This is a genomic window from Nocardia sp. NPDC024068 (assembly GCF_040638875.1).
GTDB lineage: Bacteria > Actinomycetota > Actinomycetes > Mycobacteriales > Mycobacteriaceae > Nocardia.
Genome location: NZ_JBEZYU010000037.1, coordinates 25,808 through 47,062, shown reverse-complemented (window position 1 = coordinate 47,062; position 21,255 = coordinate 25,808). Strand labels below are relative to the sequence as shown.

Below are 21,255 nucleotides of genomic sequence, written 5' to 3'. Positions count from 1 at the left end.
TGCTTCAGGTCAAGAGGAGGATTCCGTGCTCACAGCCGGGTGCGCATCAGGACAACGTTGTACTGGTTGTGCACGGTGGTCATGAAATACAGATCGCTACCGGTCTGGTACGGGAATATCGACGGGGCGTAGGCCGTCGGCAATTCCCGGGCATCGATCAGTACCCGTGGTTCGCTCCACGGCCCGGCCGGCGCCGGCGCGGTACGCATAACCACCGAATTGAACGGATCCGTGGTCAGCGAGACGAACTGCCCCAGGTGGTCATTCCACATCACCGATAGTTCCCCGACGCCGTGCATAATCGGTCGCGCGGCATTCACATCGCCGTGTTTCCAGGCCCCGCCGTCCCAGTATTCGTAGGCGCCCAGGTTCTGGATATCGGGTTCGCGGACGCGGGAGACATATGCGGCATTGTCACGACCCGACGCGGTCCCGTAAACGTAGACGAACCCGCCTTCCTTCACGAAGGCATTCATCTGGAAATTGCGGTTCGCGCCCTCGTTGGGCCGCCGGGTGAAAGCCAGATCGGCCCAGGTTTCGCCATTGTCGGACGAGGCTGCGAGCCCCGAGTAATTCGTGGTCCATTCTCCGGGGGTGTCCCAGGTCTTGACCGACATCAGGCTCATGTACTGTACGCCGCCCACCGATATCCCGGCCGTCGGAATACGGCTGATCTCCAGCAGCGGAATCTTCGGGCTGGGGATCAGATCGCGGGCCTGACCGAAAACATCGCGTACCACGCTGTCGAAGAAGATCCCGTGCCGGGGGTCTTGGGTATGGCTTCGGACCAGCACATTGCTGCGCCACGCCCACATACTGCCGGCGAGTAGATTGGGGAAACCGACTCCGGCGGTATCGCCGAAAGCGGTGAGCATTTCGCCTTTCTCGTTGTCCCACATGATGCCGAGATCGGTGCCCAGCATGTTGTAGTTGTGGGTGCTGTTGGGGCTCGCCATCCCGGTTACCTGGAAAACCGCCCGGGTCGCGCCGTGCAACTGGGGAAGTCCGGCGGTGCCGTTCAGCACCGGTATCGGGTTGATGGCGTTGGGATTCGCCGCGGCCGGTGTGGTGGCCGCCAGGAGAGCGACCGATGCGCCCGCCAGCAAAGACATCAGGATGGATCCGGTTCTCTTCAAGTCCGTCGGACCTCCGGGTTGCGTAAAAACGCCGCGGTCAAATGGGGGGCGCCTCGAACGGATACGCGGCGCACATTTTCGAATAGCTCGCAGATCGCGGCACATGTTAGCAGTGGACACGGCCTGACCAGCTAATTCCCCCGCGGTTCTGCGAAGGTGTTACCGGCGGATCCGGTCCGATCGTGGAGCCGCGGCGGTTCGCCGGTGGAAAGTCCGGCCCCCAGCGGCATAGACCACTACATGGTCTAATCGAGAAGTTAACCGCGCATTTCAGCGGGTTACTTCAGCGAGGAAGCGGAGGACACATGCTGCCAGCCGGAATGGACCCGCGCACACCGGTGCTCGTCGGGGCCGGTCAGATCGTGCACCGGCCCGGTGAAGCCGGCCTGCCCGGCCCGGTGGAGCTGGCGGCGGAATCCCTGCGCCGGGCCGCCGCCGACAGTGGGGCCGGTGATGCGTTGTTGCGTTCGGCCGATGTGATCGCCTCGGTGTCTCCGGTCAGCCGCACCTATCCCGATCTGGGTTCCCTCGTGGCGGCCGAACTGGGCATCACGCCGAAACGGACGGTGCAATCCGCCCGCTACGGCGGCGACGCCCCGCAGCGTCTGCTGAACCTGCTGGGCGGCGAGATCGCGGCCGGTAAGACCGATATCGCGCTGATCTGCGGTGCCGAGGCGGTGGCCTCATGGAACGTTGCCAAGAAAGCGGGAACCGAGCCGGACTGGCTGGAACAGGACGCGACCGCCCGGCCCGGCCTGGTGGTCGGCTCCGACGACGCGCCGAACACCGCGATGGAGACCGCCGCCGGACTCTGGGGCCCGATCTTCGTGTACGCGCTGATGGAATCGGCGATGCGCAACCGGCTCGGCCTGGACCAGGAATCGCATCTGGCCCGGATCGGCGGGCTGTGGTCGCGATTCTCCGAGGTCGCCGCCGGTAACCCGTACGCGTGGCTGCCGGCCGCGCGTACGGTGTCCGAACTGGTCACCACGGGGCCGGACAACCGTATGGTCTGTACGCCCTACCCCAAGCTCCTGATGGCGAATCTGACGGTGGATCAAGGGGCGGGTCTCATCCTGTGCAGCGCCGCCGCGGCCGATGCCGCGGGGGTACCGCGGGATCTGTGGATCTTCCCGCACGGCGGCGCGACCGCCACCGATACCTGGTTCATCTCCGAGCGCACCGAGCTGGCCGCTTCTCCGGCGATCGCGGCGGCCGGGCGCGCGGCGCTGGCGGGCGCCGGAGTGGGCATCGACGATATCGCCCATATCGACCTGTACTCCTGCTTCCCGGTGGCCGTACAGGTCGGCGCCGCGGCGCTGGGCCTGCCGATCGACGATCTCGCGCGACCCCTCACCGTGACCGGTGGTCTCACCTTCGGCGGCGGGCCGGGCAACAACTACAGCACCCACGGTATCGCCGCCATGGCGCAGGTCCTGCGCCGCAATCCGGACGACTACGGCCTGACCACCGCGCTCGGCTGGTACATCACCAAGCACGGCGTCGGCGTGTACTCGGCGCGCCCGCCCGCGGAACTGTTCGCTCCGGTCGAGGCCGAGGTCCCGGTGGCCCGGCGCGATACCGCTCCCGGCTACACCGGCCCGGCGGTCGTCGAGGCCTACACGGTCCCGTATCGCAAGGGCGCCGACGGTGACGAACCCGAAGCGGTCGTGGTGAGTGCGCTCAACCCGGCCGGGGCCCGCATACTTGTCCGGGCGACCGACAGCGAGACGATCGCCGCCTGCACCGCCGGCGACCGCTTGGGCGCCACCATCGATATCACCGCCGCAGATCGTTTCAGGCTGCTCAGCGAGAGGACCGCCCGATGACCGAATCCGTGCTCCTGGACCGGTGTGACGCGATCACCGTGCTCACGGTGAACCGGCCCGCGGCGCGCAATGCCGTAGACCTGGCGACCGCGAAGGCGATCGAGGCCGCGATCGACGAATTCGAGGCCGACGATACGGCCCGGGTCCTGGTGCTCACCGGCGCGGACGGCACCTTCAGCGCCGGTATGGATCTGATCGCCATGTCGCGCGGCGAGGTGCCGATCACCGAACGCCGCGGACCGCTGGGTATCACCGCGAAACCGCCGGTGAAGCCGATGATCTCGGCCGTCGAGGGTTTCGCGCTCGCCGGTGGTTTCGAGCTGGCGCTCTCCGGTGATCTGATCGTGGCCGCCCGGGACGCGAAATTCGGGCTCCCGGAGGTGAAGCGGGGTCTGGTGGCGGCGGCCGGCGGCGTGATGCGGCTGACCCAGCGGCTGCCGCGCAGTACGGCGGCGGAACTGGCGCTGACCGGCGGTCGTATCAGCGCGGAGCGGCTGTATCAGCTGGGCCTGGTGAACCGGGTGACCGAACCGGGGGAGGCGCTCGAGGTCGCGTTGGAACTGGCCGGCGAGATCGCCGCGGCGGCGCCGCTGGCGGTGGCGGCGAGCAAGCGGATCATCGATGAGACGCCGGACTGGACCGCGGCCGAGGGATTCGCCAAACAGGGCGAGATAGCCCTGCCCGCCCTGGTGTCCAAGGATGCCGCGGAGGGGGCGCTGGCCTTCGCCGAGAAGCGCGATCCCGTCTGGCAGGGGCGCTGATCGCCCGCTAGTGTGCCGCCTGTTCCAGCAGGACCCGGGCGCAGGCGACGGGGTCGTCGTAGAACGGGGTATGACCGCTGCCTGCCAGCGTGATGTGCCGGGCGTGCGGCAGTACCGCGCGTGCCCGGCGACTCTGGGTCGCATAGGTGAGCAGGATGTCCCGGTTACCCCAGGCGATCGTCACCGGAAGATCGGCGAGGGCCGCGGGGTCGTGCAGTTTCGCGTCGGTGAAGGAGGCCAGCGCGGGCGCGAATCCCAGGGAGTGGATGGCCCCGTTCGCGGTGTCCAGTGCGACCTGCGGCGTAACTGCCCAGGGCTTACCGAACACCAGGCCCAGGAAGGCGGTCCGTCCCGCCGGGGTGGCCAGCAGCTTCGGTACCGCCGGTCCGAGCAGCCGGCCCAGGGTTTTGGACTGCCCCAGCGACCGCTGGCACCAGATCCGGCCCGGTGTGTCCCAGAAGAAGATCGGCGAATACGCGGTCACCGAACGGGCGAGGCCGCGCGCGCCCAGGTTCAGGCAGATTCCGCCGCCCATGGAGTTGCCCGCGAGGTGGGGTTTCTCGATACCTTCGGCGGCCAGGAAATCGGCGAGCGCATCGGTGAGGGTGTCGACGGTGGTGCGCGGCAGCGGAGCCGAACCGCCGAACCCGGGCAGATCCACCGCGATCACCTCGAAGCGCTCGGCCAGGGTGCCGATGATCGGTTCCCACACCTGCCATCTGCTACCCACCCCGTGCACCAGAACGAGAGGTGCGCCGCTACCTTCACGATGGTGCTCGAGGGTCGTCATTTCCGGCTCTTCCGATCGATACGGGATTCCGGACAACCCTAACAGCAGGCATGGGCCCTCAGTTCGTCTCGCGCGGGACTGTCGCGGCTGCACGCCGTGGCGGCTCCGCGCTCGCGCGCAAGCGGGCATGACGCAAGCGGGCATGACACAGCGCCCGCGCCCCCCTTTTTTAAGAGACATGACATTTCAAATGTTGCAAAGTGGCATCTCTTCATGCCCGGCTTACCCGAACACGACCGCACCGGAAACCGATACCCCGGCCGGACCTGCACCGATCCCGACTGTGAGGCATATCGGAATTCGGCGCCCCGAGTTGCGGCACGAGTGTGACTGCGACTACACACATGCGTGGACGTCGTACGGGTGGCCCGGGTATCGAATCCGCGGCCGGCGCGGCGTCCAGGTGATACATCTGAGAGAGGAACCCGGTGCGGAAGACCCTTATTGCCGCGACCTTCGTCATTCTGCCGCTGCTGGCGGCCTGCGGTAGCGATACCGAATCCGCACCCGCGCTGAACGAAGCGGATCTGTCCAAATCCTTGCAGGAGAAGGGGCTGCAGGATCCGGCCTTCGCCGACTGCGCGGCGAAGATCTACATTGCCGAGGGCATTTCGCAAGACGGTCTGCAGACCATGACCAGCGACGAATTCGACACCCGGATGGCCGATCCGGAAACCCTCGGCATGAGTCCGGAGGACGCCGACAAGGCCCGCGCGGCGACCAACAAGATCGTCAGCGAATGTCTCGGGAACGCGCAGTAGTCATTCGGTGATCGATCCGGCACACGGGCCGTGCGGCAGCGTCCGCCCGGCCCGTGGGAGTCCCGAGATATTCCGCACACCAACGCATTTCGCCCGATAGGCGTTCCGGAAATGATTCTCGGTGAGCGCAATACTGTGAACGGGAATCAACGGCCCGCAGCATGCCGGCATGTCAGCACATAATTCGTGCGCCCCGGCCACGCAAACGGCCGCGGTGATAGGCGCGGACCCGATGGGCGTCACCTACGCGCTGGCGTTGATCGACGCCGGGTTCCAGGTCGTGCTCTACAGCGACCGGGATCGGCGCGCGCTACGGCACGGGACGCATCCCCCGGTCACCGACGGCGGTATCCGGCCGCGTCGTCGCCCGGGCGCGGGGGCCCGGCGGGCCGCGCGGATCGGATTCGACGGCTATGTCGGCGTCACCGTGGAATACCCCTTCGAAACCGGTGCCCGGCTCGGCGCCTTCCTGGACCGGGGTGGCGCGTTCCTGGTGGAGTTCGTGACCCCGGAATCACTCGGCGAGATCGCCGCCACCACCGATCTGACCTTCGTCGCCGGTGACCGCGGCGGCCTGGCCGGCCTCCTGCCGGTCGCCGCCGACCGGCCGCTGCACCGTGCTTCGCTCCATCTGCCGCGCGGGTTGTACGTGCTGGCGCAGACCGCCGGTTGTGATCGCGCCGAGTACAACCCTCGCTCCGCCGGGCTACCGCTGCTGAACTGATCGGCGCAGGCACGAGTCGAACCCGGTACGCGCCGGGGCAGGAGGCATGACAGTGACCGTGACGGTGGTGGCCGGTAATCCGAAACCGGCGTCGCGCACCTTGTCCGCGGCCGTCGCCCTGGCCGAGGCCCTGCGGCCGGATACCGAGCCCGCAGTTCTCGACCTGGTCGAACACGGCCCGCAACTGCTCGGCTGGGGCGACCCCGCGGTCGCCGAGGCGGTCCGTACCGTCGCCGGTTCGGAGTTGGTGATCTTCGCCAGCCCCACGTTCAAGGCCACCTACACCGGATTGCTGAAACTGTTCCTGGAACAGTTCGACGGCGGTACCGGCCTATCGGGGGTGCTGGCCGTCCCGCTGATGCTCGGCGCCGGACCCGCGCACGCCCTCGCACCGGATCTGCTGCTCAAACCGGTTCTGGTGGAACTCGGCGCGACCACCGCGCTGCCCGGGCTGTACCTCTCCGACCGGACCTACACCGAGGACGGAGTCCTCGCCGCGTACGCCGAACGCTGGCGGCCGGTGGCGCATGCGCTGTCGGCCGAGGTTTCCCGCACGAAGTGAAGGGCCCGCTATGACCGATATCTTCGAAACTCCCGCCGACGGCACCGGCCTGCGCCGCGCGTTCGCGAACTTCCCCAGCGGAGTGGTGGCGGTCTGCGCCCGTATCGACGGGAAACCGCACGGGCTGGCGGTGAGTACCTTCGTCCCCGTCTCCCTGGATCCGCCGCTCGTATCGTTCTGCATCCAGAACACCTCGGCCACCTGGACCCGCCTCGTCCACGCGGGTCACCTCGGCCTGAGTCTGCTGGGCACCGATCAGCAGGGAGCCGCGCGCTCACTCAGTGCCCGCAACGGCGACCGTTTCGAGGGTCTGGAACTACACGACGGCACCGGGGAGGCGGTATTCGTCCAGGGCGCGTCGGTGTGGATCGAAGGCACCCCGGAAGCCCATGTCCCCGCCGGCGACCACACGGTGGTGATCCTGCGTATCCATCGTCTGGCCATCCATCCGGACCGGGAACCGCTGGTGTTCCACGGCTCCCGCTTCCGGCTGCTGCGCGCCGGCTGACCGGCCGGGACTCGCGGGTCCCGGCCGTATCCGGCGTCTCAGCGCAGTACCGACACCATTTCCGGGCACATCACATCGACCATCGTGCCCAGCGTCCAGCCGTCCTGCACCCCCGGCGTGACCCCGGCGCCCATCAGGTGATCGCGGGCGGCGCGCTTTCCGGCAGGCGTGGGATCACTGTGCAGAATCCCGCAGACCTGGTTCGCCAGCACCGGGGCATCCGGGCGATCCGCACCGAGCATGGCGAGCCGCGAATGCACCTGGACGTCCGGGGCGACCCCGGGAATGGGTGCGGCCTGGGCGTACCCCGCGAGCCCGAACCCGGCCACGGCGAGGGCAATTCCGGACAGCGCGGCAGCGGCGGCGGAAACGATTTTGAGCAATGCAATCTCCTCGGTTCGTGAAGCGGAGTCGGTGCGTGAGATTGCGTCGTCACGGGAATGGCGCAGCTGGGTCACTCGGCCGGTCTCTCTTGCCTCGAATATGAATCCTGGTGTTCATACCCGGCGACGGCCATTCCACTCCTGGTACAAATGCGCCATTGTCCATACAGAACCGAATGCGCGAGAACATATTCCGCGCCGAAAGCCATCTCGGCACGGAATTGCGTGGTCAGCTATGGGGCGGGGACGGATGGCGCGGCTGATAGACCGGGAGTTCGCTGCCGTCGGGCAACCGGATAGCGGCGAGTAATCCCCAGCCCTGGTCCGTCACACCTGTGGACAACTCGACACCCTTGGCCCGGAGCTCGGCCAGGGTCGCCTCGAGGTCGTCGCACATGAGGTAGAGCCCGTGGCTGGACGTATCGGCGGGATGCACGGCCAGTTCGGCCGGCGGCGCGGCGAAAATCGGCCGGCCGCCCCCGGCGTCCACGGAGTCCCATTCGAGGACCTCGCGGAAGAACGCCCGGACCTGCTCGGCCTCCGGACTGAAGATGATCGCGTGCAGACCGCTCACCATGCGCGAACGCTATCCCGCCGAGCGCACCTACCGATGCTTCCCGAGCCGTGTCGCGGGTGGCGGTGTCGTACGGCTCTCGCCGAGTGGTCCGCTCATGGACGCTGCCGGGTTCGGGCCAGCAGGTGCTCGACATCTCGGGATGTTCGCAGCAGGTGGATATCCGCATGGGCGGCGTGCCGGGCGATGGCGGCCTCGATCAAAGGGAGGCTGCGTCGCCGGTAGCCGATCACCCACCGCCAGAACGCCACGTTCTCACGCGAGCGCCGCAGTGCGCGCCAGGCGCATCGCCACAGCGGGAAATCGAGCACGACAACGGTATCGGCGGCTTGTAGTCGCACTTCGAGAACGTCGTAGGGGCCGAGGTCGCCGTCGAGCACCCATATCGGTTCGCTGACGAGTCGGCGCTGGATCCGGGACCATTGGTCTTTCGGAATGGGAGTGAGGTCGGGCGGCCAGAAATACTTGTCGAGTTCGATCACCGGTAGTGCGGCGGCAGCGCCGAGACGGGCGGCCAGGGTGGACTTGCCCGCCCCGCCGCGACCGAGAACAACGACCTTGTGCACCGGTTTGCCAGAGTTTCGGTAGGAGGCGACACCATGGACCGGCCGTACCGGTCGTGGTGGTGGAGCCGGTGACGGGAATCGAACCCGCGCCATCTGCTTGGGAAGCAGAAGTTCTGCCATTGAACTACACCGGCGAGCACGCCCACAGGCGCGAAGGGCAGCTTAGCAGAGCCCGCCCCCACGCTCTAAATTTTCACCGGATCCGGAGTGGGCGTGGAATGCGCGACCGGTCAGGATTCGGACCAGACCCCGAGTTCGTTGCCGCTGGGGTCGGCGAAGTGGAAGCGGCGGCCGCCGGGGAAGTCGTAGGGGCCCTCGGTGACCGTACCGCCCGCGGCGCCGACGGTGCGCAGGGTGCTGTCGAGGTCCTCGGAATACAACAGGACCAGGGGGCCGCCGCCCCGGACGTCGGTGCCGAGGGCGAGACCACCGGCCTCGCCGGGGCTGCCGTCGAAGCGGCGGAAACCGGCGTACTCGGGGCCGTAGTCGGTGAACTCCCAGCCGAAGGCGGACCGATAGAAGCGTTTGGCGGCGTCCAGGTCGGTGACGGTGAGTTCGATGTAGTCGATGCCGTGATGGGTGTGCGCGCTGGTCTCGGACATGCGCGGAGTATGCCCCCGGAGTGTGACAGGAAACCGGAGCCGCAGGACCGGGGCCGCCGGCTGTGTGGAGGGTCGCTACGCTGCTGGCGTGCTGCTTTCCGATCGTGACATCCGGGCGGAGTTCGCCGCCGGACGGCTCGGGCTCGAACCCTTCGAGGACAACCTGGTGCAGCCGTCCAGCATCGACGTGCGGCTGGACGGGATGTTCCGGGTCTTCAACAACACCCGCTACACCCATATCGACCCGGCGCAGCGTCAGGACGAGCTGACCAGTCTGGTGGAACCCGCCGCCGGTGAGCCGTTCGTGCTGCATCCGGGGGAGTTCGTGCTCGGCTCCACGCTGGAGGTGTGCAGCCTGCCCGACGATCTGGCGGGGCGGCTGGAGGGCAAATCGAGTCTGGGGCGGCTGGGGCTGCTCACCCATTCGACCGCTGGTTTCATCGATCCCGGGTTCAGCGGGCACATCACCCTGGAGCTGTCGAATGTGGCGAACCTGCCCATCACCCTGTGGCCGGGGATGAAGATCGGGCAGCTGTGCCTGTTCCGGCTGACCAGCCCGGCGGAGAATCCGTACGGCAGCGCGGGGACCGGGTCGAAATATCAGGGTCAGCGGGGGCCGACGCCTTCCAGGGCCTATCTGAACTTCCGGTCACCGGCCTAGCTCGCGCGGCCGGTCAGTGACCGCTGTCGCCGACCGGCCCGCCCAGCACGATCTCGGCGGTCCGGGCCTCGACCGCCCGCGGGTCCGGACCGGCGATCCGGTCGGCGGCCAGGAAATGCATTCCGATCCGTGCGGCGAAGGCCAGCACGCTGCGGGCCTCCACCTCCACCGGGTCGGTGAAATAGGTGCCGATCATCTCGCGCAGCAGGCGCATGCGTTCGTTGTCCACCCGGCGCAGGCGGGCGGCCACGGTCTCGTCGCGTCGCGCCCAGTCGCGGATCGCGAGATCGACGGGCAGTAGGTCGGGGGACAGGGTGAGCGCACCGGCCCGGTAGATCTTGGTCCGGGCGCCGCCGCCCTGGTCTGTCACCTGGTCGAGCACCTCGTCGACGCTGCGCCGCTCCCAGGTGTCCAGCATTGCCTCGAGCAGCGCGTCGCGGTCCGCGAAATAGCCGTAGAAGCCACCCTTGGTGACGCCCAGCGTTTTCGCCAGCGCTTCCACCCGGACGGCGTCGGGTCCGCCGCGGGCCAGGGCCTGTAACCCGGCGTCGATCCAGCCGGCACTCGGTGTTCTGGCGGTGCCCATCAGAATGTCCACCTTTCTGTCCTCAGATATATACGCCACCGTATAACTGCGCTACCGTTGATATACGCCACCGTATATCAGACGAGGAGTGCAGCGATGACGGATCATCCCAGCGTTCACAACACCCAGGACGGAACACCCCCGGTCACCGACCGGTGCTACGACATGGATCCCGCGACCTTGTCGCGTGTGACCGTGCCCGCCTACGACTACGCCGACCGATTCGCGCTGGTCGCAGCAGATGCCGAGGCGATCGGTACGCCCGAGGGATGGGCCCGCGCGGCGCTGCGGGACGCGGCGGGAAGCAAGGGGCAGATCATCTGGCGCGGGCTGCTGGGGCTGCGGTTGGCACGCGAATCCGCGCCCGGGCAGATCGCGGGATGGGAAATCGCCGACCACGGCGCGGGCTGGGTGACGCTCGCGGCCCGATCCTGGCTGATCACCGGAAACCTGGTGGTCGAGGTGGATGCCGGCGGTGTCTCACTGAGTACCTTCGTGCATTACGAACGGCGGATCGGCGCGATCGTCTGGAAGTGGGCCGCCCCCGGACACCGCCGCTTCGCGCCGGAATTGCTGACCGCGGCGCGGCGGATACTCCTGGCGCACAGCTGATCCGGGGGCCCGGTTGTGCGCACCCGGCGGATCGGGTCCCGATTCGGGGCGGGCTACGTCCGGAACGCCTTGTGAGCGGCCGGACGTAGCCCCATCCCCGGCTATTCCCGGGCGCCTCCGGCCAGCAGCGCCGCATTGATCACCGACGACAGCGGCGGCAGCAGACCATCGCGTTCGGGGGGAACCACCCAGTTGCATCCCTCCCGGTTCCACCGGCCCATACCGGTCGGCAGCATCACCGCGCTGCCCACGCCCGGGATATCGATATCGATACGGCCCAGCATCTCGACCACCTCGGGATCCGGCCGGCGGTCCGGATAGGCCAGGAAACTCCAGCGAATCTGACGGGCCAGCATGGGAACTCGGATCTCATGGGATTCCATCAGGTCGCGGACGGCTCGCGCGCGGTCGGTGGGCAGATGCATCACGCAGGCGCGGCTGGTGATCGGCAGCATGACGAATCCGCCGCGTTCGGTGGCCGGTAACCCGAATTCGTGGCGATAGTAAGCGGCCCAGTCGTCGACCGTTCTGAGCTTTTCCACGTTCACGGTGATCCCCTTGCGTCCTGCGTGCGGAGCCTCCTGGCGTGCCGGGCCTCCCTGCGTGCCGAGCCACGGCTGACGGTGGTCGCCGACCTTTCTCATCCAGGATCGCTCGGTCTACGGCGCGCCGGAACCGCCTACACGCCCGCGTTCCACTGCCCTTGCGCTGCCATTGGTCCCCGATACGAATTTCCCTGTGGTTGCAGTCACATTCGGCTCGTACTCTGGAGAGGAAATCGTTCGGAAAGGGTGACGACGTGGTCGGCCAGTGGTCTGGAAGGGAGGCCCGGGCGCTTCGCGAGGCCAAGCGGATGAGCATCCGGGAGTTCGCGGCGCATCTGGGTGTGCACGAACGACTGGTGTCCAAATGGGAGGCCGGCGGCGTCCGGGTGCATCCACGTCCGGTCAACCAAGCCGCCCTCGATACCTGTCTGGCCAGGTCGGGCGATGTCGAGCGGGCGCGGTTCGCGGCCCTGTCCACCGCCGGTCCCGATAGCGGTCCGGCCGCGCTCGCCGGCCCCGGCCCGACCGGCGGCGGCAATTCCATCGACGCCGGGCTCTCGGCCCTCGTCGACGGCGGTTCGTTCCGCGGCGACGGGCCGGCGGCGATTTCGGAGAGGGATCTGATCATGGCGGCAGCACACGAGGCGAGCGATCATGTGAGCCGGGCCGAGGGGACGAATCTCGGTCCGAGCACCCTGGAACAGCTCGACGCCGATGTCACCCGGATCGCCAACGACTACCTGTACACCCCGCCGATGCCGATGATGGTGGAAATGCTGCGGGTGCGCCGCCGGGTGTACCGGCTGCTGGAGGGTAATCAGCGGCCCGCCGATACCGGCCACCTCTACCTGCTCGCGGGCTCGCTGTCCGGGCTACTCGCGAACGCCAGCACCGACCTGGGTTATCTGGACGCGGCCGGTGAACAGATCCGGGCTGCCTGGGCCTACGCGGAGATCTGCGGCCACAACGGTTTACGGGCCTGGACGCGCGGTATGCACGCGCTGATCGAATACTGGTCCGAACGGCCGCACCGGGCATTGCAACTGGCCCAGAGTGGGCAGCAGTACGCGGATTCCGCCAGTGCCGCGGTGCGGCTGCACAATATCGAGGCCCGGATCTGGTCGAAGATCGGCAGCGCCGCCGATACCGAGCGGTGCATCCGGGCCGCCGCCGACGCGGGCGAGGGCGCCCGATCGGACTCCCTGCACGACGAGGTGGGCGGGGTGTTCGGTTTCCCCGACGCCAAGGCCAGCTATTACGCGGGCGCCACCTATATCCATCTGGGTATGGCCGAACCCGCGCTGGCCGCGACCGAACGCACCATCGAGCTGTACCGCACCGGTCCGGCCCACCGGCGCTCCTACGGGGCCGAAGCGCTGGCCCGGGTCGATTCGGCGGCCGCGCACCTGATCAACGGCAGTCTGGACGGGGCGGCCGCGGCACTGCATCCGGTTCTCTCGCTCGACCAGGACAAGCGCATCGCGCAGCTGGAGGAACGCCTCACCGGGCTACGTCGCCGTATCTGCGCCCCGGCCTTCCACGGCGTCGCCGAGGCCCGCAATCTGGACGAGCGGATCGAGGAATTCTGCGGATCGACGGTGACGCACGGGCTACCGCCCGGCGGTGGCGTCTAGCCCGTAGCCGAGAGGAACGGTAACGCGGCCGGCCGGTGGCTGCCCGCTACCGGGCACCGGGCTCGGCGGGCGGCGCGGGTGTGCGGGCCGGCTCGGCGGGCGTATCCGGTTCTCCGGTCAGGAACACCACGTCGTGGAGGGCGCCTTTCACGCGATGCGCGAAGCCACCGGCCAGTTCGCGGGCCTTGTGCAGGCGTTCCACCACCGGGCCCCGGACCGCATCCACCGCGACGACCCCGGTACCGCATATCGCGACCGCGACGGCGGCGATCGTGACCAGTGCGAGGGTGAAATGACGACGTCTCCGGCGTCCGGCCGGGCGGGCGCGGGCCGGGAGCCGGGCGGTCGATGCGGATGCCGGGCCGCTGTTCACCGCGGGTTCGGCGGTCCTGGTCCGTTCGGAGATCTGGGTGGACCGTGACTGCGAGGTGGACAGTGAAGGCGCGGTGGATCCGGAGTGCGCGGTGGGTCCGGACCGGTCGGCGGTTCCGGTGAGCGCGGCGGCCGCGGCCTCGGCGAGATCGCCGCAGGTCGGATACCGGGCGGCGGGGTCCTTGGCCATGGCGCGAGCGATCACTACGTCGAATCCGCGCGGCAGCCGCGGGTCAAGGGCGCTGGGTACGGGCGGTGGCCGGTTCAGGTGACTGTGGATGAGCTGCGCCGAACTGGTTCCCGGGTACGGGTGGGAGCCGGTGAGCATATGGTGCAGCGTGCCACCGAGCGCATAGATATCGGCGCGGTGATCGACGGCGGCTTCGGTGAATTGTTCGGGGGCCGCGTAGCGCAGGCTGGCGAAGACCTCGCCGGTGCGGGTGAGCCCGGTCGATTCGTCCAGGCTTTTCGCGATACCGAAATCGGCGAGCAGCGCCCGCTCCCGGGGACCGGCGGTCAGCAGGATGTTCGCGGGTTTCACATCACGGTGCAGCACGCCGGATCGGTGCGCGTGGTCCAGCGCCGCGGCGACGTCTTCGAGAACGCGGACCGCGCGGGCCGGCGGCAGCGGGCCGCCGCGCAGCAGTTCGTCCACATCGGTGCCGTCGACGAACTCCATCGCGATCCACAGCCGGCCGTCCTGTTCACCGCGTGCGTGCACCGCGACGATATTCGGATGGGACAGCCGGGCGGCGGTATCGGCTTCCCGCCGGAAGCGGCCGGCGAGGCCCGGGTCCGCGCCGCGGGTGCTGTCGAGCAGTTTCAGCGCCACGAGCCGGGGCAGGTTCAGGTCTCTGGCCAGGAAGACCTCGCCCATCCCGCCGGCGCCGAGCAGCCGTTCGATGCGATATCCCGCGAATACCTCGCCGCTCACCAGCGACCGCCCCACCTGGCTCTCCTCTGCCTCTGTCCAGCGATAACGGTACTGCACGACCCGGGGCCGGGACCGATATCCGTTTGTGCCGGGTGGCACCATGGACCGGGTGAGTACTGGCCATTCGCACCCCGCGCCCCGCAATCTCGAGCAGTCCAAGAAGCTGCAGAACGTCGTCTACGAGATCCGTGGGCCGGTACACGCGCACGCAGCGCGGCTGGAGTCCGAGGGGCACCGAATCCTGAAACTCAATATCGGTAACCCCGCGCCCTTCGGGTTCGAGGCGCCCGATGTGATCATGCGGGATATGATCGCCGCCCTGCCGAACGCGCAGGGGTATTCCGAATCCAAGGGGATACTGCCCGCCCGCCGCGCGATCGTGACCCGTTACGAGCTGGTTCCGGGATTCCCGGAACTGGACGTGGACAGCGTCTACCTCGGCAACGGCGTCTCCGAGCTGATCACCATCACCATGCAGGCGCTGCTGGACAATGGCGACGAGGTGCTGATCCCGGCGCCGGACTATCCGCTGTGGACCGCGATGACCAGCCTCGCCGGTGGCACTCCGGTGCACTACCTGTGCGATGAGAGCATCGGCTGGCAGCCCGATATCGCCGATATCGAATCCAAGATCACCCCTCGCACCAAGGCGCTGCTGGTGATCAACCCCAACAACCCGACCGGTGCCGTCTATTCGGCGGAGGTCCTGCAGCAACTGGTGGACCTGGCTCGTAAGCACCGGCTGCTGCTGCTCGCGGACGAGATCTACGACAAGATCCTCTACGACGACGCCAAGCACATCTCGCTGGCGACGCTCGCCCCCGATCTGCTGTGCCTCACGTTCAACGGCCTGTCCAAGGCCTATCGGGTGGCGGGGTACCGGTCGGGATGGCTGGCGATCACCGGGCCCAAGGAGCACGCGGCCGGATTCCTGGAGGGTATCGACCTGCTGGCGTCCTCCCGGCTGTGCCCGAATGTGCCCGCACAGCACGCCATTCAGGTCGCGCTGGGTGGTTACCAGAGCATCGAGGATCTGATCCTGCCCGGTGGCCGGTTGCTGGAGCAGCGGGATGTGGCGTGGGAGCGTTTGAATGCGATTCCCGGCGTGTCGTGCGTGAAACCCAAAGGGGCGCTGTACGCGTTCCCTAGGCTGGACCCCGAAGTCCACGAAATCCACGACGACGAGAAACTGGTGCAGGACCTGCTGCTGCAGGAGAAGATCCTGATGGTGCAGGGCACCGGTTTCAACTGGCCCCACCATGATCATCTGCGCATCGTGACCCTGCCCTGGGCCCGCGATCTGGCTGTTGCCATCGAGCGTTTCGGCAACTTCCTGGCGGGCTATCGCCAGTAGCGGGGCGGGTAATCATGGGCAAAAACAGACCCTCCGTCCGGATTTCGGCGGAATTACTGAACACACTGGCACAAATCCGGATCCTGTGTGTACAGTGGGCATCGGCACTTCGAGTGCCCGGCCAGGTTGTCTACCCCCCCTGGGCAACCTGGTCCTCGGGTTAGGCCGCCTACCCCCCTGGGCGCCGACCCCGGGCGGCGGAGACATCCCCCTGCTCTCCGCCGCCCCTTCCCGAAAATCTCGGAAAAGCCTCCCGCCGTCGGTGAATTCCCTGCGTATGGCCCGTCCGCCGGGCGCATGAGCCACCGGTGCATCCTCTAGGCTGGCCCGGGTGAGCGACCACCATCACCATCACGATCACTCCCGGCCGATCGCCATCGGCGCGACCGCGGCACGGGTCGTGGTCGGGCTGCTGGTCGCGATCGGCATCGTCGTGGTTATCGCCACTATCGCGCTGTGGCCCGACCGGCAGCAGATCGATATCCCGCTGCCCATGCAGAACGCGGACGGCTCGGCGGTGGTCACCGAGGCCGGGACGGTGATCCGGCAGGACCTCGGCGCCTGTGGCAGTCAGTCCATCGGGCGGGTTTTCGAGGGTGAGCCACAGCCGCCCGCCGCGCAGGTCTACGACTGTCAGCGCAGTCTGATCGAGATCGAATCCGGGCCGCACGCGGGTAAGCACACGCTGCTGGAAATCGCTCCCGGCCCTGGACAACCCGATCTCGCCGCCGGTGACGAGCTGCGGATCGTGCGGCAGGCCGCTCCCGACGGCACCCCGCTGTACTCCTTCGACGACTATTCGCGCGGCTTCCCGCTGGGTGTGCTCGTGGCGGCCTTCATCGTCGTGATCGTGGCGATAGCCCGCTGGCGCGGCCTGCGGGCGTTGATCGGGCTCGTCTTCGCGTTCGCGGTGCTGGTGGTCTTTCTGCTACCGGCGCTGCTGGACGGTAAACCCGCCATACCGGTTGCGTTGGTGGCGGGTTCACTCATCCTCTATTCGGTGCTGTATCTCGCCCACGGTGTGAACCTGCGGACGAGTTCGGCATTGCTGGGCACCCTCACCTCGATGCTCATCGCGGCGCTATTGTCCTGGCTGACCATCGAATCCACCACGCTCACCGGACTCTCCGAAGAGCAGAACACCAATGTCGCGACCTATATCGAGCATGTCAGCATCACGGGCCTGCTCCTGGCCGGTTTCATCATCGGTTCGCTGGGTGTGCTCAACGATGTGACGATCACCCAGGCCTCGGCGGCATTCGAACTCGCGGAACTGGACAAGAAAGCCACGCGGCGCGAGGTTTTCGCGGCGGCGATGCGGGTCGGGCGGGACCATATCGCCAGTACCGTGTACACCCTGGTACTCGCCTACGCCGGTGGGGCGCTGCCGCTGCTGCTGCTGTTCAGTGTCGCGGGCCGCCCCATCCGGGATGTGCTGGTCGGTGACGCGGTGGCGATCGAAATCGCGCGATCGGCCGTCGGCGGTATCTGCCTGGCCCTCTCGGTACCGCTGACCACGGGTATCGCGGTCATGCTGGCCAAGCCGTTCGGTTCGCATCGGCGCCCGGAGCCCGCGCGCAGGCCGAAAACGAGTAAACGCGCCGATACCGGGAGCCATCGCAAGGTGGCCCGGCCGGAACCCGATATGGCGGCTCGGCAGCGCGGCCGGCCGGCGACCCGATACGAGCCGTGGCCGACCACCGGGGAACAACCGCGGGTGCCTCGTACGGAACCGGGCGACCGGCCGCGAAGCCGGCCATCCGGTCCGGGCACCGACCCGGGGGGTCTCGGTCGTTCCGGGCCACCCGGGCCGGGTTCGCAACGCCCGGATCCGCAGCAGCCGGGGCCCCGGCAGCCGGGACCCCGGCGTCCGGATCCGCAGCAGCCCGGAGCACAGCGGCCGTGGTCCGGGGAGCAACCGGGGCTACGTGGTCCTCGGCGTCCGCCCCGGCCGGGGTACGGGGAGTTCTGAGGGCCGCCGGTGCGACGGCCGGTCAGCGCGGTGGCCGGGGGAAGGGCAGCGCGTCGGGCGGGATGGTCGGTACGACGATCGGCGGCAGACCCGGAACCTGGAAGGTGTTCGGCCCGCTCGTGGTGGTGGGTGCCTCGGTCTCCCGCGGAGCCGCCACCGGCGGCGGTTCGGCCATCGAGGCGTGTTCGGGCGCGGTGGTGGTGGGCAGAGCGGGCGCGGCGGTGCGAGTGCTCGGCGGGGTCGTAGGTGCCTGGGTGGTGCTTTCGACCGTGGTCGACTCCTGGCGGAACATATGCTGGCCGTAGCCGAGGCCGATACCGATCGCGGCCACCACGACCAGAGCACTCACCGCCACCGCCGCGGCGCTGAGCTCGCGACCGCGGCGCGGCGGGACGTCGAAGGATCGGCGGGGCAGTAGTTTCGCCGGAATCCGCAGCGCGACGGTCGGCGGATCCTCGGCCGGCGAGAGCCGTTGTGGTGTGGCGGTTTCCGGAAGCGCCGCGGTGGCGGATTCGGGTGCTCGGGTACCGCGGTCGCTCGTGGGCTCCGGGGACGATGCGGGCGCGAGGAGCGGGCGTGGACCGGCCGGCGCGGGATCTCCCGCGGGCGGGCCGAAGATACCCGGTTGCGGCACCGGGGCGAAAAGTCCGGACATGGCCGGGTACGGATCGGGTTTCGCCGCGACCGCCGCCTGCGGCCCGGTCGACTGCAGGGTCGCGGTGGCCGCCGCCGGCTCGTGGGAGCCGGAGTACGCGAGGGCGGCACCCGGGTGCGGGGTGACGACGCGCGGGGTGGCGGGGGCGAACGGGGCCGGGGTGACCACACCCGCCGCCGGCGTGGCGGATTCCGGCCGTGGCCCGGTGGGATCCCGTAGCGGGTCCCGGGTCGTCTCGGAGTTCCCGGCTTCGGGTGCCGCGGCGATAGTTGCTCGCGAACCCGGCACCTTGCGCGCGAGGAGTGCGGCGCCGCGGGCGGTCGCGGCCTCCGGTTCGGGCGGCACCAGTACCGGAATCTCGAGGATATCGCGCAGAGTCCGGCTCACCAGCGGAATACGCACACCGCCGCCTACCGCGAGCAGCGCCTGGACCTGAACTCCGGACCGGGCGATGACATCGCGCGTCGAGCGTACCGACGTCTCGACGGCCCGGGCGATCAGCGCGGTGAAGTTCTCCTGGGTGAGCAGAACCGGCCCGAAATCGCTGGGCAGGGCGACCGCGTTGCTCGCGGAAAGCCGCTCTTTCGCGGCGCGGCACAGCGCGTCGAGCCGCATCAGATCGGCGGGGTCGGGCGGATGCGCGATCCGCCCGGAGTTGATCTGCTGTTCGCGGACCAGCGAATCGAAATACTCACCGCTGATATCGCCGGTGCGTTCGGTGTGCCGGACCTCCCGGCTCGCCGTATCCACGACCGTCACCGACAGTCCGGAGGCGCCGAGGTCGTAGACGGCGAGCGTGTTCACACCCTGCAGGGCGCCGGAGGTGACGGCGAATTCGAGGATCGCCTCGATATCGGGCACGAGGGTGTAATCGTGCAGACCCTGTTCGGCCATGGCCACGCGCAGGGCCCGGGCCTGCTGTTCACCGCGGCAGGCCAGCACGGTGGCGATGATCGAGGGGGTGGAGTTCAAGGCGGCGGCGACCGATAGCGCGGCACGTTCCGCGCTCGGAGTTTCCGGCGGCACCACGAACGTCCGTTGCTCGAACGATTCGGGATCCGTCGCGGACCCGTCGCCTGCGGGTGGCCGCGCCAAACGGATCGCGCCGGCCCCCACCGACACACCCAGAATTGAACTCATCGGCAGCCCATCTGTACTTCCCGCTTCACGATATGCGAGCGCCAACCGGTCGACGATGACGGCTCATCCCCCGAACCAGGTGACTCCTCCGACAGTACCGCCCGGTCCCGTTGTTACGGGTGGCAGGAACCGATGCCGCGGGGCCCGGCTCGCTCCCACGACTCTACGGTGTGCCCAGCCCCGCGTACACCCATCCGGCGGAGCGCCAAGCGGCTCGATCGAGACAGTTGCGTCCGTCGATGATCGACCGGGTCCGCACGACCGCGTCCAGATCCCGGGGCCGCAGCGCCACGAATTCTTTCCATTCGGTGAGCACCAGTACGACATCGGCGCGCTCGCAGGCCTCCACCACCGACGTCGCGTAACTCAGCGTGGGGAAGAGCCGCCGCGAGTTCTCCAGTGCCTTGGGGTCGTAGACGGTGACCACGGCGCCGTGCAGCTGGATCATGCCCGCCACGTTCAGGGCGGGTGAATCCCGGACGTCGTCGGATTCCGGTTTGAAGGCCGCGCCGAGAACGGCCACATTGGCGCCCAGCAGCGAACCACCGCAGGCACGGGCCGCCATATCCACCATCTTGGTGCGGCGGCGCATATTGATGTTGTCGACTTCGCGCAGGAAAGCCAGGGCGTGATCGGCGCCGAGTTCGCCGGCCCGGGCCATGAACGCGCGGATGTCCTTGGGCAGGCATCCACCCCCGAAACCGACCCCGGCGTTGAGGAAACGGCGGCCGATCCGGGCGTCGTAGCCGAGCGCGTCGGCCAGGACGGTGACATCCGCGCCGGTGGCCTCGCAGACCTCCGAGACCGCGTTGATGAACGAGATCTTGGTCGCCAGGAAGGCGTTCGCGGACACCTTGACCAGTTCCGCGGTCGCCAGATCGGTGAGCAGGAAGGGGACCTCGGCGGCGAGGAGATCGGCGTAGAGCTCCTCGACCACCTCGCGCACCCAGTCGGACCGTTCCCGCTCGCGATCCACGCCGAGCACCAGGCGGTCGGGCCGCAGGGTGTCCTTCACCGCGAAACCCTCGCGCAGGAATTCCGGGTTCCAGGCCACCTCGATATCCGGGCTCAGCGCGCGGGCGCGGCGGCCGAGCTCGGCGGCGGTGCCCACCGGCACGGTGGATTTGCCGATGATGACCGACGGCCGGGTGACCAGCGGGGCGAGGGTGTCCACCACGGCGTGCACATATTTGAGGTCCGCCGCGTACTCACCCTTCTTCTGTGGTGTGCCGACCCCGAGGAAGTGGACTTCCGCGTGCTCGGCCGCCTCGCTGTAGGACGTGGTGAACCGGAGCCGTCCGGAGTCGAGGTTGCGGCGTAGTACCGCGTCGAGGCCGGGCTCGTAGAAGGGAGTCACCCCGTCGGAGAGTTTCGCGACCTTGCCCGGGTCGATATCGACTCCGAGTACATCGTGTCCGAGCTCGGCCATACACGCTGCGTGCGTGGCCCCCAGGTACCCGGTTCCGAAGACTGTGCATCGCATGATCCAGTGGTAATCCGCGCCGATGGCCACACCAGAAAACCGAGGCGAGGTATCGGGCAACAGCAGATGTACACCCGACGACGCAGCGCCGCGACCTGGGCCGCGGCCTTG

21 protein-coding genes, 1 tRNA gene and 1 pseudogene are annotated in these 21,255 nt (G+C 68.3%); 11 read left to right on the top strand and 12 right to left on the bottom strand.

Annotated features, from left to right (window positions below; all coding sequences use genetic code 11):
* Positions 1 to 29: 29 nt before the first annotated feature.
* Positions 30 to 1,112, bottom strand: coding sequence for a DUF4185 domain-containing protein (locus AB0F41_RS22975; protein WP_357426993.1), 1,083 nt, complete (start codon positions 1,110 to 1,112; stop codon positions 30 to 32).
* 329 nt (positions 1,113 to 1,441) lie between these two features.
* On the opposite strand from AB0F41_RS22975, the gene AB0F41_RS22970 reads away from it, so the two are divergent.
* Entirely contained in the window at positions 1,442 to 2,965 is a 1,524-nt protein-coding gene (locus AB0F41_RS22970; protein ID WP_357426991.1) for an acetyl-CoA acetyltransferase, read from the top strand.
* Positions 2,962 to 3,726, top strand: a complete 765-nt coding sequence (locus tag AB0F41_RS22965) for a crotonase/enoyl-CoA hydratase family protein (RefSeq protein WP_357426989.1) — start codon at positions 2,962 to 2,964, stop codon at positions 3,724 to 3,726. Before AB0F41_RS22970 ends, AB0F41_RS22965 begins: the two co-directional genes overlap by 4 nt.
* A gap of 7 nt (positions 3,727 to 3,733) precedes the next feature.
* Here the strand turns inward: AB0F41_RS22965 and AB0F41_RS22960 are convergent, their stop codons facing one another.
* Positions 3,734 to 4,516, bottom strand: coding sequence for an alpha/beta hydrolase (locus AB0F41_RS22960; protein WP_357426987.1), 783 nt, complete (start codon positions 4,514 to 4,516; stop codon positions 3,734 to 3,736).
* Positions 4,517 to 4,944: 428 nt separating this feature from the next.
* On the opposite strand from AB0F41_RS22960, the gene AB0F41_RS22955 reads away from it, so the two are divergent.
* From AB0F41_RS22955 to AB0F41_RS22940, 4 genes are all read left to right on the top strand, one after another.
* On the top strand, positions 4,945 to 5,277 hold the full coding sequence (locus tag AB0F41_RS22955) for a hypothetical protein (protein WP_357426985.1): 333 nt from the start codon (positions 4,945 to 4,947) through the stop codon (positions 5,275 to 5,277).
* A 169-nt stretch (positions 5,278 to 5,446) separates the two neighbouring features.
* On the top strand, positions 5,447 to 6,001 hold the full coding sequence (locus AB0F41_RS22950) for a hypothetical protein (protein WP_357426983.1): 555 nt from the start codon (positions 5,447 to 5,449) through the stop codon (positions 5,999 to 6,001).
* Between the two features lie 52 nt (positions 6,002 to 6,053).
* Positions 6,054 to 6,563 carry an NAD(P)H-dependent oxidoreductase gene (locus tag AB0F41_RS22945; RefSeq protein WP_357427003.1) on the top strand — a complete coding sequence of 170 codons (510 nt, stop codon included), beginning with the start codon at positions 6,054 to 6,056 and terminating at the stop codon, positions 6,561 to 6,563.
* Positions 6,564 to 6,573: 10 nt separating this feature from the next.
* Positions 6,574 to 7,071 (top strand): flavin reductase family protein, encoded by a 498-nt coding sequence (locus tag AB0F41_RS22940; RefSeq protein ID WP_357426981.1) that lies wholly within the window; start codon positions 6,574 to 6,576, stop codon positions 7,069 to 7,071.
* Positions 7,072 to 7,109: 38 nt separating this feature from the next.
* Here the strand turns inward: AB0F41_RS22940 and AB0F41_RS22935 are convergent, their stop codons facing one another.
* The 5 genes from AB0F41_RS22935 to AB0F41_RS22915 form a co-directional block, all read right to left on the bottom strand.
* Positions 7,110 to 7,454, bottom strand: a complete 345-nt coding sequence (locus AB0F41_RS22935) for a hypothetical protein (RefSeq protein ID WP_357426979.1) — start codon at positions 7,452 to 7,454, stop codon at positions 7,110 to 7,112.
* A 229-nt stretch (positions 7,455 to 7,683) separates the two neighbouring features.
* Positions 7,684 to 8,031 carry a VOC family protein gene (locus AB0F41_RS22930; RefSeq protein WP_357426977.1) on the bottom strand — a complete coding sequence of 116 codons (348 nt, stop codon included), beginning with the start codon at positions 8,029 to 8,031 and terminating at the stop codon, positions 7,684 to 7,686.
* 92 nt (positions 8,032 to 8,123) lie between these two features.
* Positions 8,124 to 8,594, bottom strand: a complete 471-nt coding sequence (locus AB0F41_RS22925; RefSeq protein WP_357426975.1) for an adenylate kinase — start codon at positions 8,592 to 8,594, stop codon at positions 8,124 to 8,126.
* 60 nt (positions 8,595 to 8,654) lie between these two features.
* A tRNA-Gly gene (locus AB0F41_RS22920) sits at positions 8,655 to 8,728 on the bottom strand.
* A 96-nt stretch (positions 8,729 to 8,824) separates the two neighbouring features.
* The gene (locus AB0F41_RS22915; protein ID WP_357426973.1) at positions 8,825 to 9,196 is read right to left on the bottom strand and encodes a VOC family protein; all 372 of its coding nucleotides are present in this window, start codon (positions 9,194 to 9,196) and stop codon (positions 8,825 to 8,827) included.
* Positions 9,197 to 9,284: 88 nt separating this feature from the next.
* Here AB0F41_RS22915 and dcd point away from each other — a divergent pair, with 88 nt between their 5' ends.
* A complete protein-coding gene (gene dcd / locus AB0F41_RS22910) occupies positions 9,285 to 9,857 on the top strand; it encodes a dCTP deaminase (protein ID WP_357426971.1) in 573 nt (190 codons plus the stop codon).
* 13 nt (positions 9,858 to 9,870) lie between these two features.
* Here the strand turns inward: dcd and AB0F41_RS22905 are convergent, their stop codons facing one another.
* Positions 9,871 to 10,443, bottom strand: coding sequence for a helix-turn-helix domain-containing protein (locus AB0F41_RS22905; RefSeq protein WP_357426969.1), 573 nt, complete (start codon positions 10,441 to 10,443; stop codon positions 9,871 to 9,873).
* A gap of 96 nt (positions 10,444 to 10,539) precedes the next feature.
* On the opposite strand from AB0F41_RS22905, the gene AB0F41_RS22900 reads away from it, so the two are divergent.
* Entirely contained in the window at positions 10,540 to 11,055 is a 516-nt protein-coding gene (locus tag AB0F41_RS22900) for a hypothetical protein (protein WP_357426967.1), read from the top strand.
* A gap of 101 nt (positions 11,056 to 11,156) precedes the next feature.
* Here the strand turns inward: AB0F41_RS22900 and AB0F41_RS22895 are convergent, their stop codons facing one another.
* Positions 11,157 to 11,597, bottom strand: a complete 441-nt coding sequence (locus tag AB0F41_RS22895; protein WP_357426966.1) for a hypothetical protein — start codon at positions 11,595 to 11,597, stop codon at positions 11,157 to 11,159.
* A gap of 257 nt (positions 11,598 to 11,854) precedes the next feature.
* On the opposite strand from AB0F41_RS22895, the gene AB0F41_RS22890 reads away from it, so the two are divergent.
* On the top strand, positions 11,855 to 13,234 hold the full coding sequence (locus AB0F41_RS22890) for a helix-turn-helix transcriptional regulator (protein WP_357426964.1): 1,380 nt from the start codon (positions 11,855 to 11,857) through the stop codon (positions 13,232 to 13,234).
* 46 nt (positions 13,235 to 13,280) lie between these two features.
* On the opposite strand, the gene AB0F41_RS22885 is transcribed toward AB0F41_RS22890, so the two are convergent.
* Positions 13,281 to 14,555, bottom strand: coding sequence for a serine/threonine-protein kinase (locus tag AB0F41_RS22885; RefSeq protein ID WP_357426962.1), 1,275 nt, complete (start codon positions 14,553 to 14,555; stop codon positions 13,281 to 13,283).
* 94 nt (positions 14,556 to 14,649) lie between these two features.
* Here AB0F41_RS22885 and AB0F41_RS22880 point away from each other — a divergent pair, with 94 nt between their 5' ends.
* Together AB0F41_RS22880 and AB0F41_RS22875 are read left to right on the top strand one after the other, a co-directional pair.
* Positions 14,650 to 15,894, top strand: a complete 1,245-nt coding sequence (locus AB0F41_RS22880) for a pyridoxal phosphate-dependent aminotransferase (protein WP_357426960.1) — start codon at positions 14,650 to 14,652, stop codon at positions 15,892 to 15,894.
* Positions 15,895 to 16,225: 331 nt separating this feature from the next.
* A pseudogene (locus tag AB0F41_RS22875) lies at positions 16,226 to 17,449 on the top strand (YibE/F family protein); the annotation flags it as partial.
* Positions 17,450 to 17,888: 439 nt separating this feature from the next.
* Here AB0F41_RS22875 and AB0F41_RS22870 read toward each other — a convergent pair.
* Both AB0F41_RS22870 and AB0F41_RS22865 read right to left on the bottom strand, forming a co-directional pair.
* Positions 17,889 to 19,661, bottom strand: coding sequence for an Hsp70 family protein (locus tag AB0F41_RS22870; RefSeq protein ID WP_357426958.1), 1,773 nt, complete (start codon positions 19,659 to 19,661; stop codon positions 17,889 to 17,891).
* A 163-nt stretch (positions 19,662 to 19,824) separates the two neighbouring features.
* Entirely contained in the window at positions 19,825 to 21,144 is a 1,320-nt protein-coding gene (locus AB0F41_RS22865; RefSeq protein ID WP_357426956.1) for a UDP-glucose/GDP-mannose dehydrogenase family protein, read from the bottom strand.
* Positions 21,145 to 21,255: the final 111 nt, after the last annotated feature.

Coding starts and splice junctions, on each gene's coding strand:
- AB0F41_RS22975 (WP_357426993.1), bottom strand. CDS start 1,112: ATGTCTTTGCTGGCGGGCGCATCGGTCGCTCTCCTGGCGGCCACCACA.
- AB0F41_RS22970 (WP_357426991.1), top strand. CDS start 1,442: ATGCTGCCAGCCGGAATGGACCCGCGCACACCGGTGCTCGTCGGGGCC.
- AB0F41_RS22965 (WP_357426989.1), top strand. CDS start 2,962: ATGACCGAATCCGTGCTCCTGGACCGGTGTGACGCGATCACCGTGCTC.
- AB0F41_RS22960 (WP_357426987.1), bottom strand. CDS start 4,516: ATGACGACCCTCGAGCACCATCGTGAAGGTAGCGGCGCACCTCTCGTT.
- AB0F41_RS22950 (WP_357426983.1), top strand. CDS start 5,447: ATGTCAGCACATAATTCGTGCGCCCCGGCCACGCAAACGGCCGCGGTG.
- AB0F41_RS22940 (WP_357426981.1), top strand. CDS start 6,574: ATGACCGATATCTTCGAAACTCCCGCCGACGGCACCGGCCTGCGCCGC.
- AB0F41_RS22930 (WP_357426977.1), bottom strand. CDS start 8,031: ATGGTGAGCGGTCTGCACGCGATCATCTTCAGTCCGGAGGCCGAGCAG.
- AB0F41_RS22915 (WP_357426973.1), bottom strand. CDS start 9,196: ATGTCCGAGACCAGCGCGCACACCCATCACGGCATCGACTACATCGAA.
- AB0F41_RS22905 (WP_357426969.1), bottom strand. CDS start 10,443: ATGGGCACCGCCAGAACACCGAGTGCCGGCTGGATCGACGCCGGGTTA.
- AB0F41_RS22900 (WP_357426967.1), top strand. CDS start 10,540: ATGACGGATCATCCCAGCGTTCACAACACCCAGGACGGAACACCCCCG.
- AB0F41_RS22870 (WP_357426958.1), bottom strand. CDS start 19,661: ATGAGTTCAATTCTGGGTGTGTCGGTGGGGGCCGGCGCGATCCGTTTG.
- AB0F41_RS22865 (WP_357426956.1), bottom strand. CDS start 21,144: ATGCGATGCACAGTCTTCGGAACCGGGTACCTGGGGGCCACGCACGCA.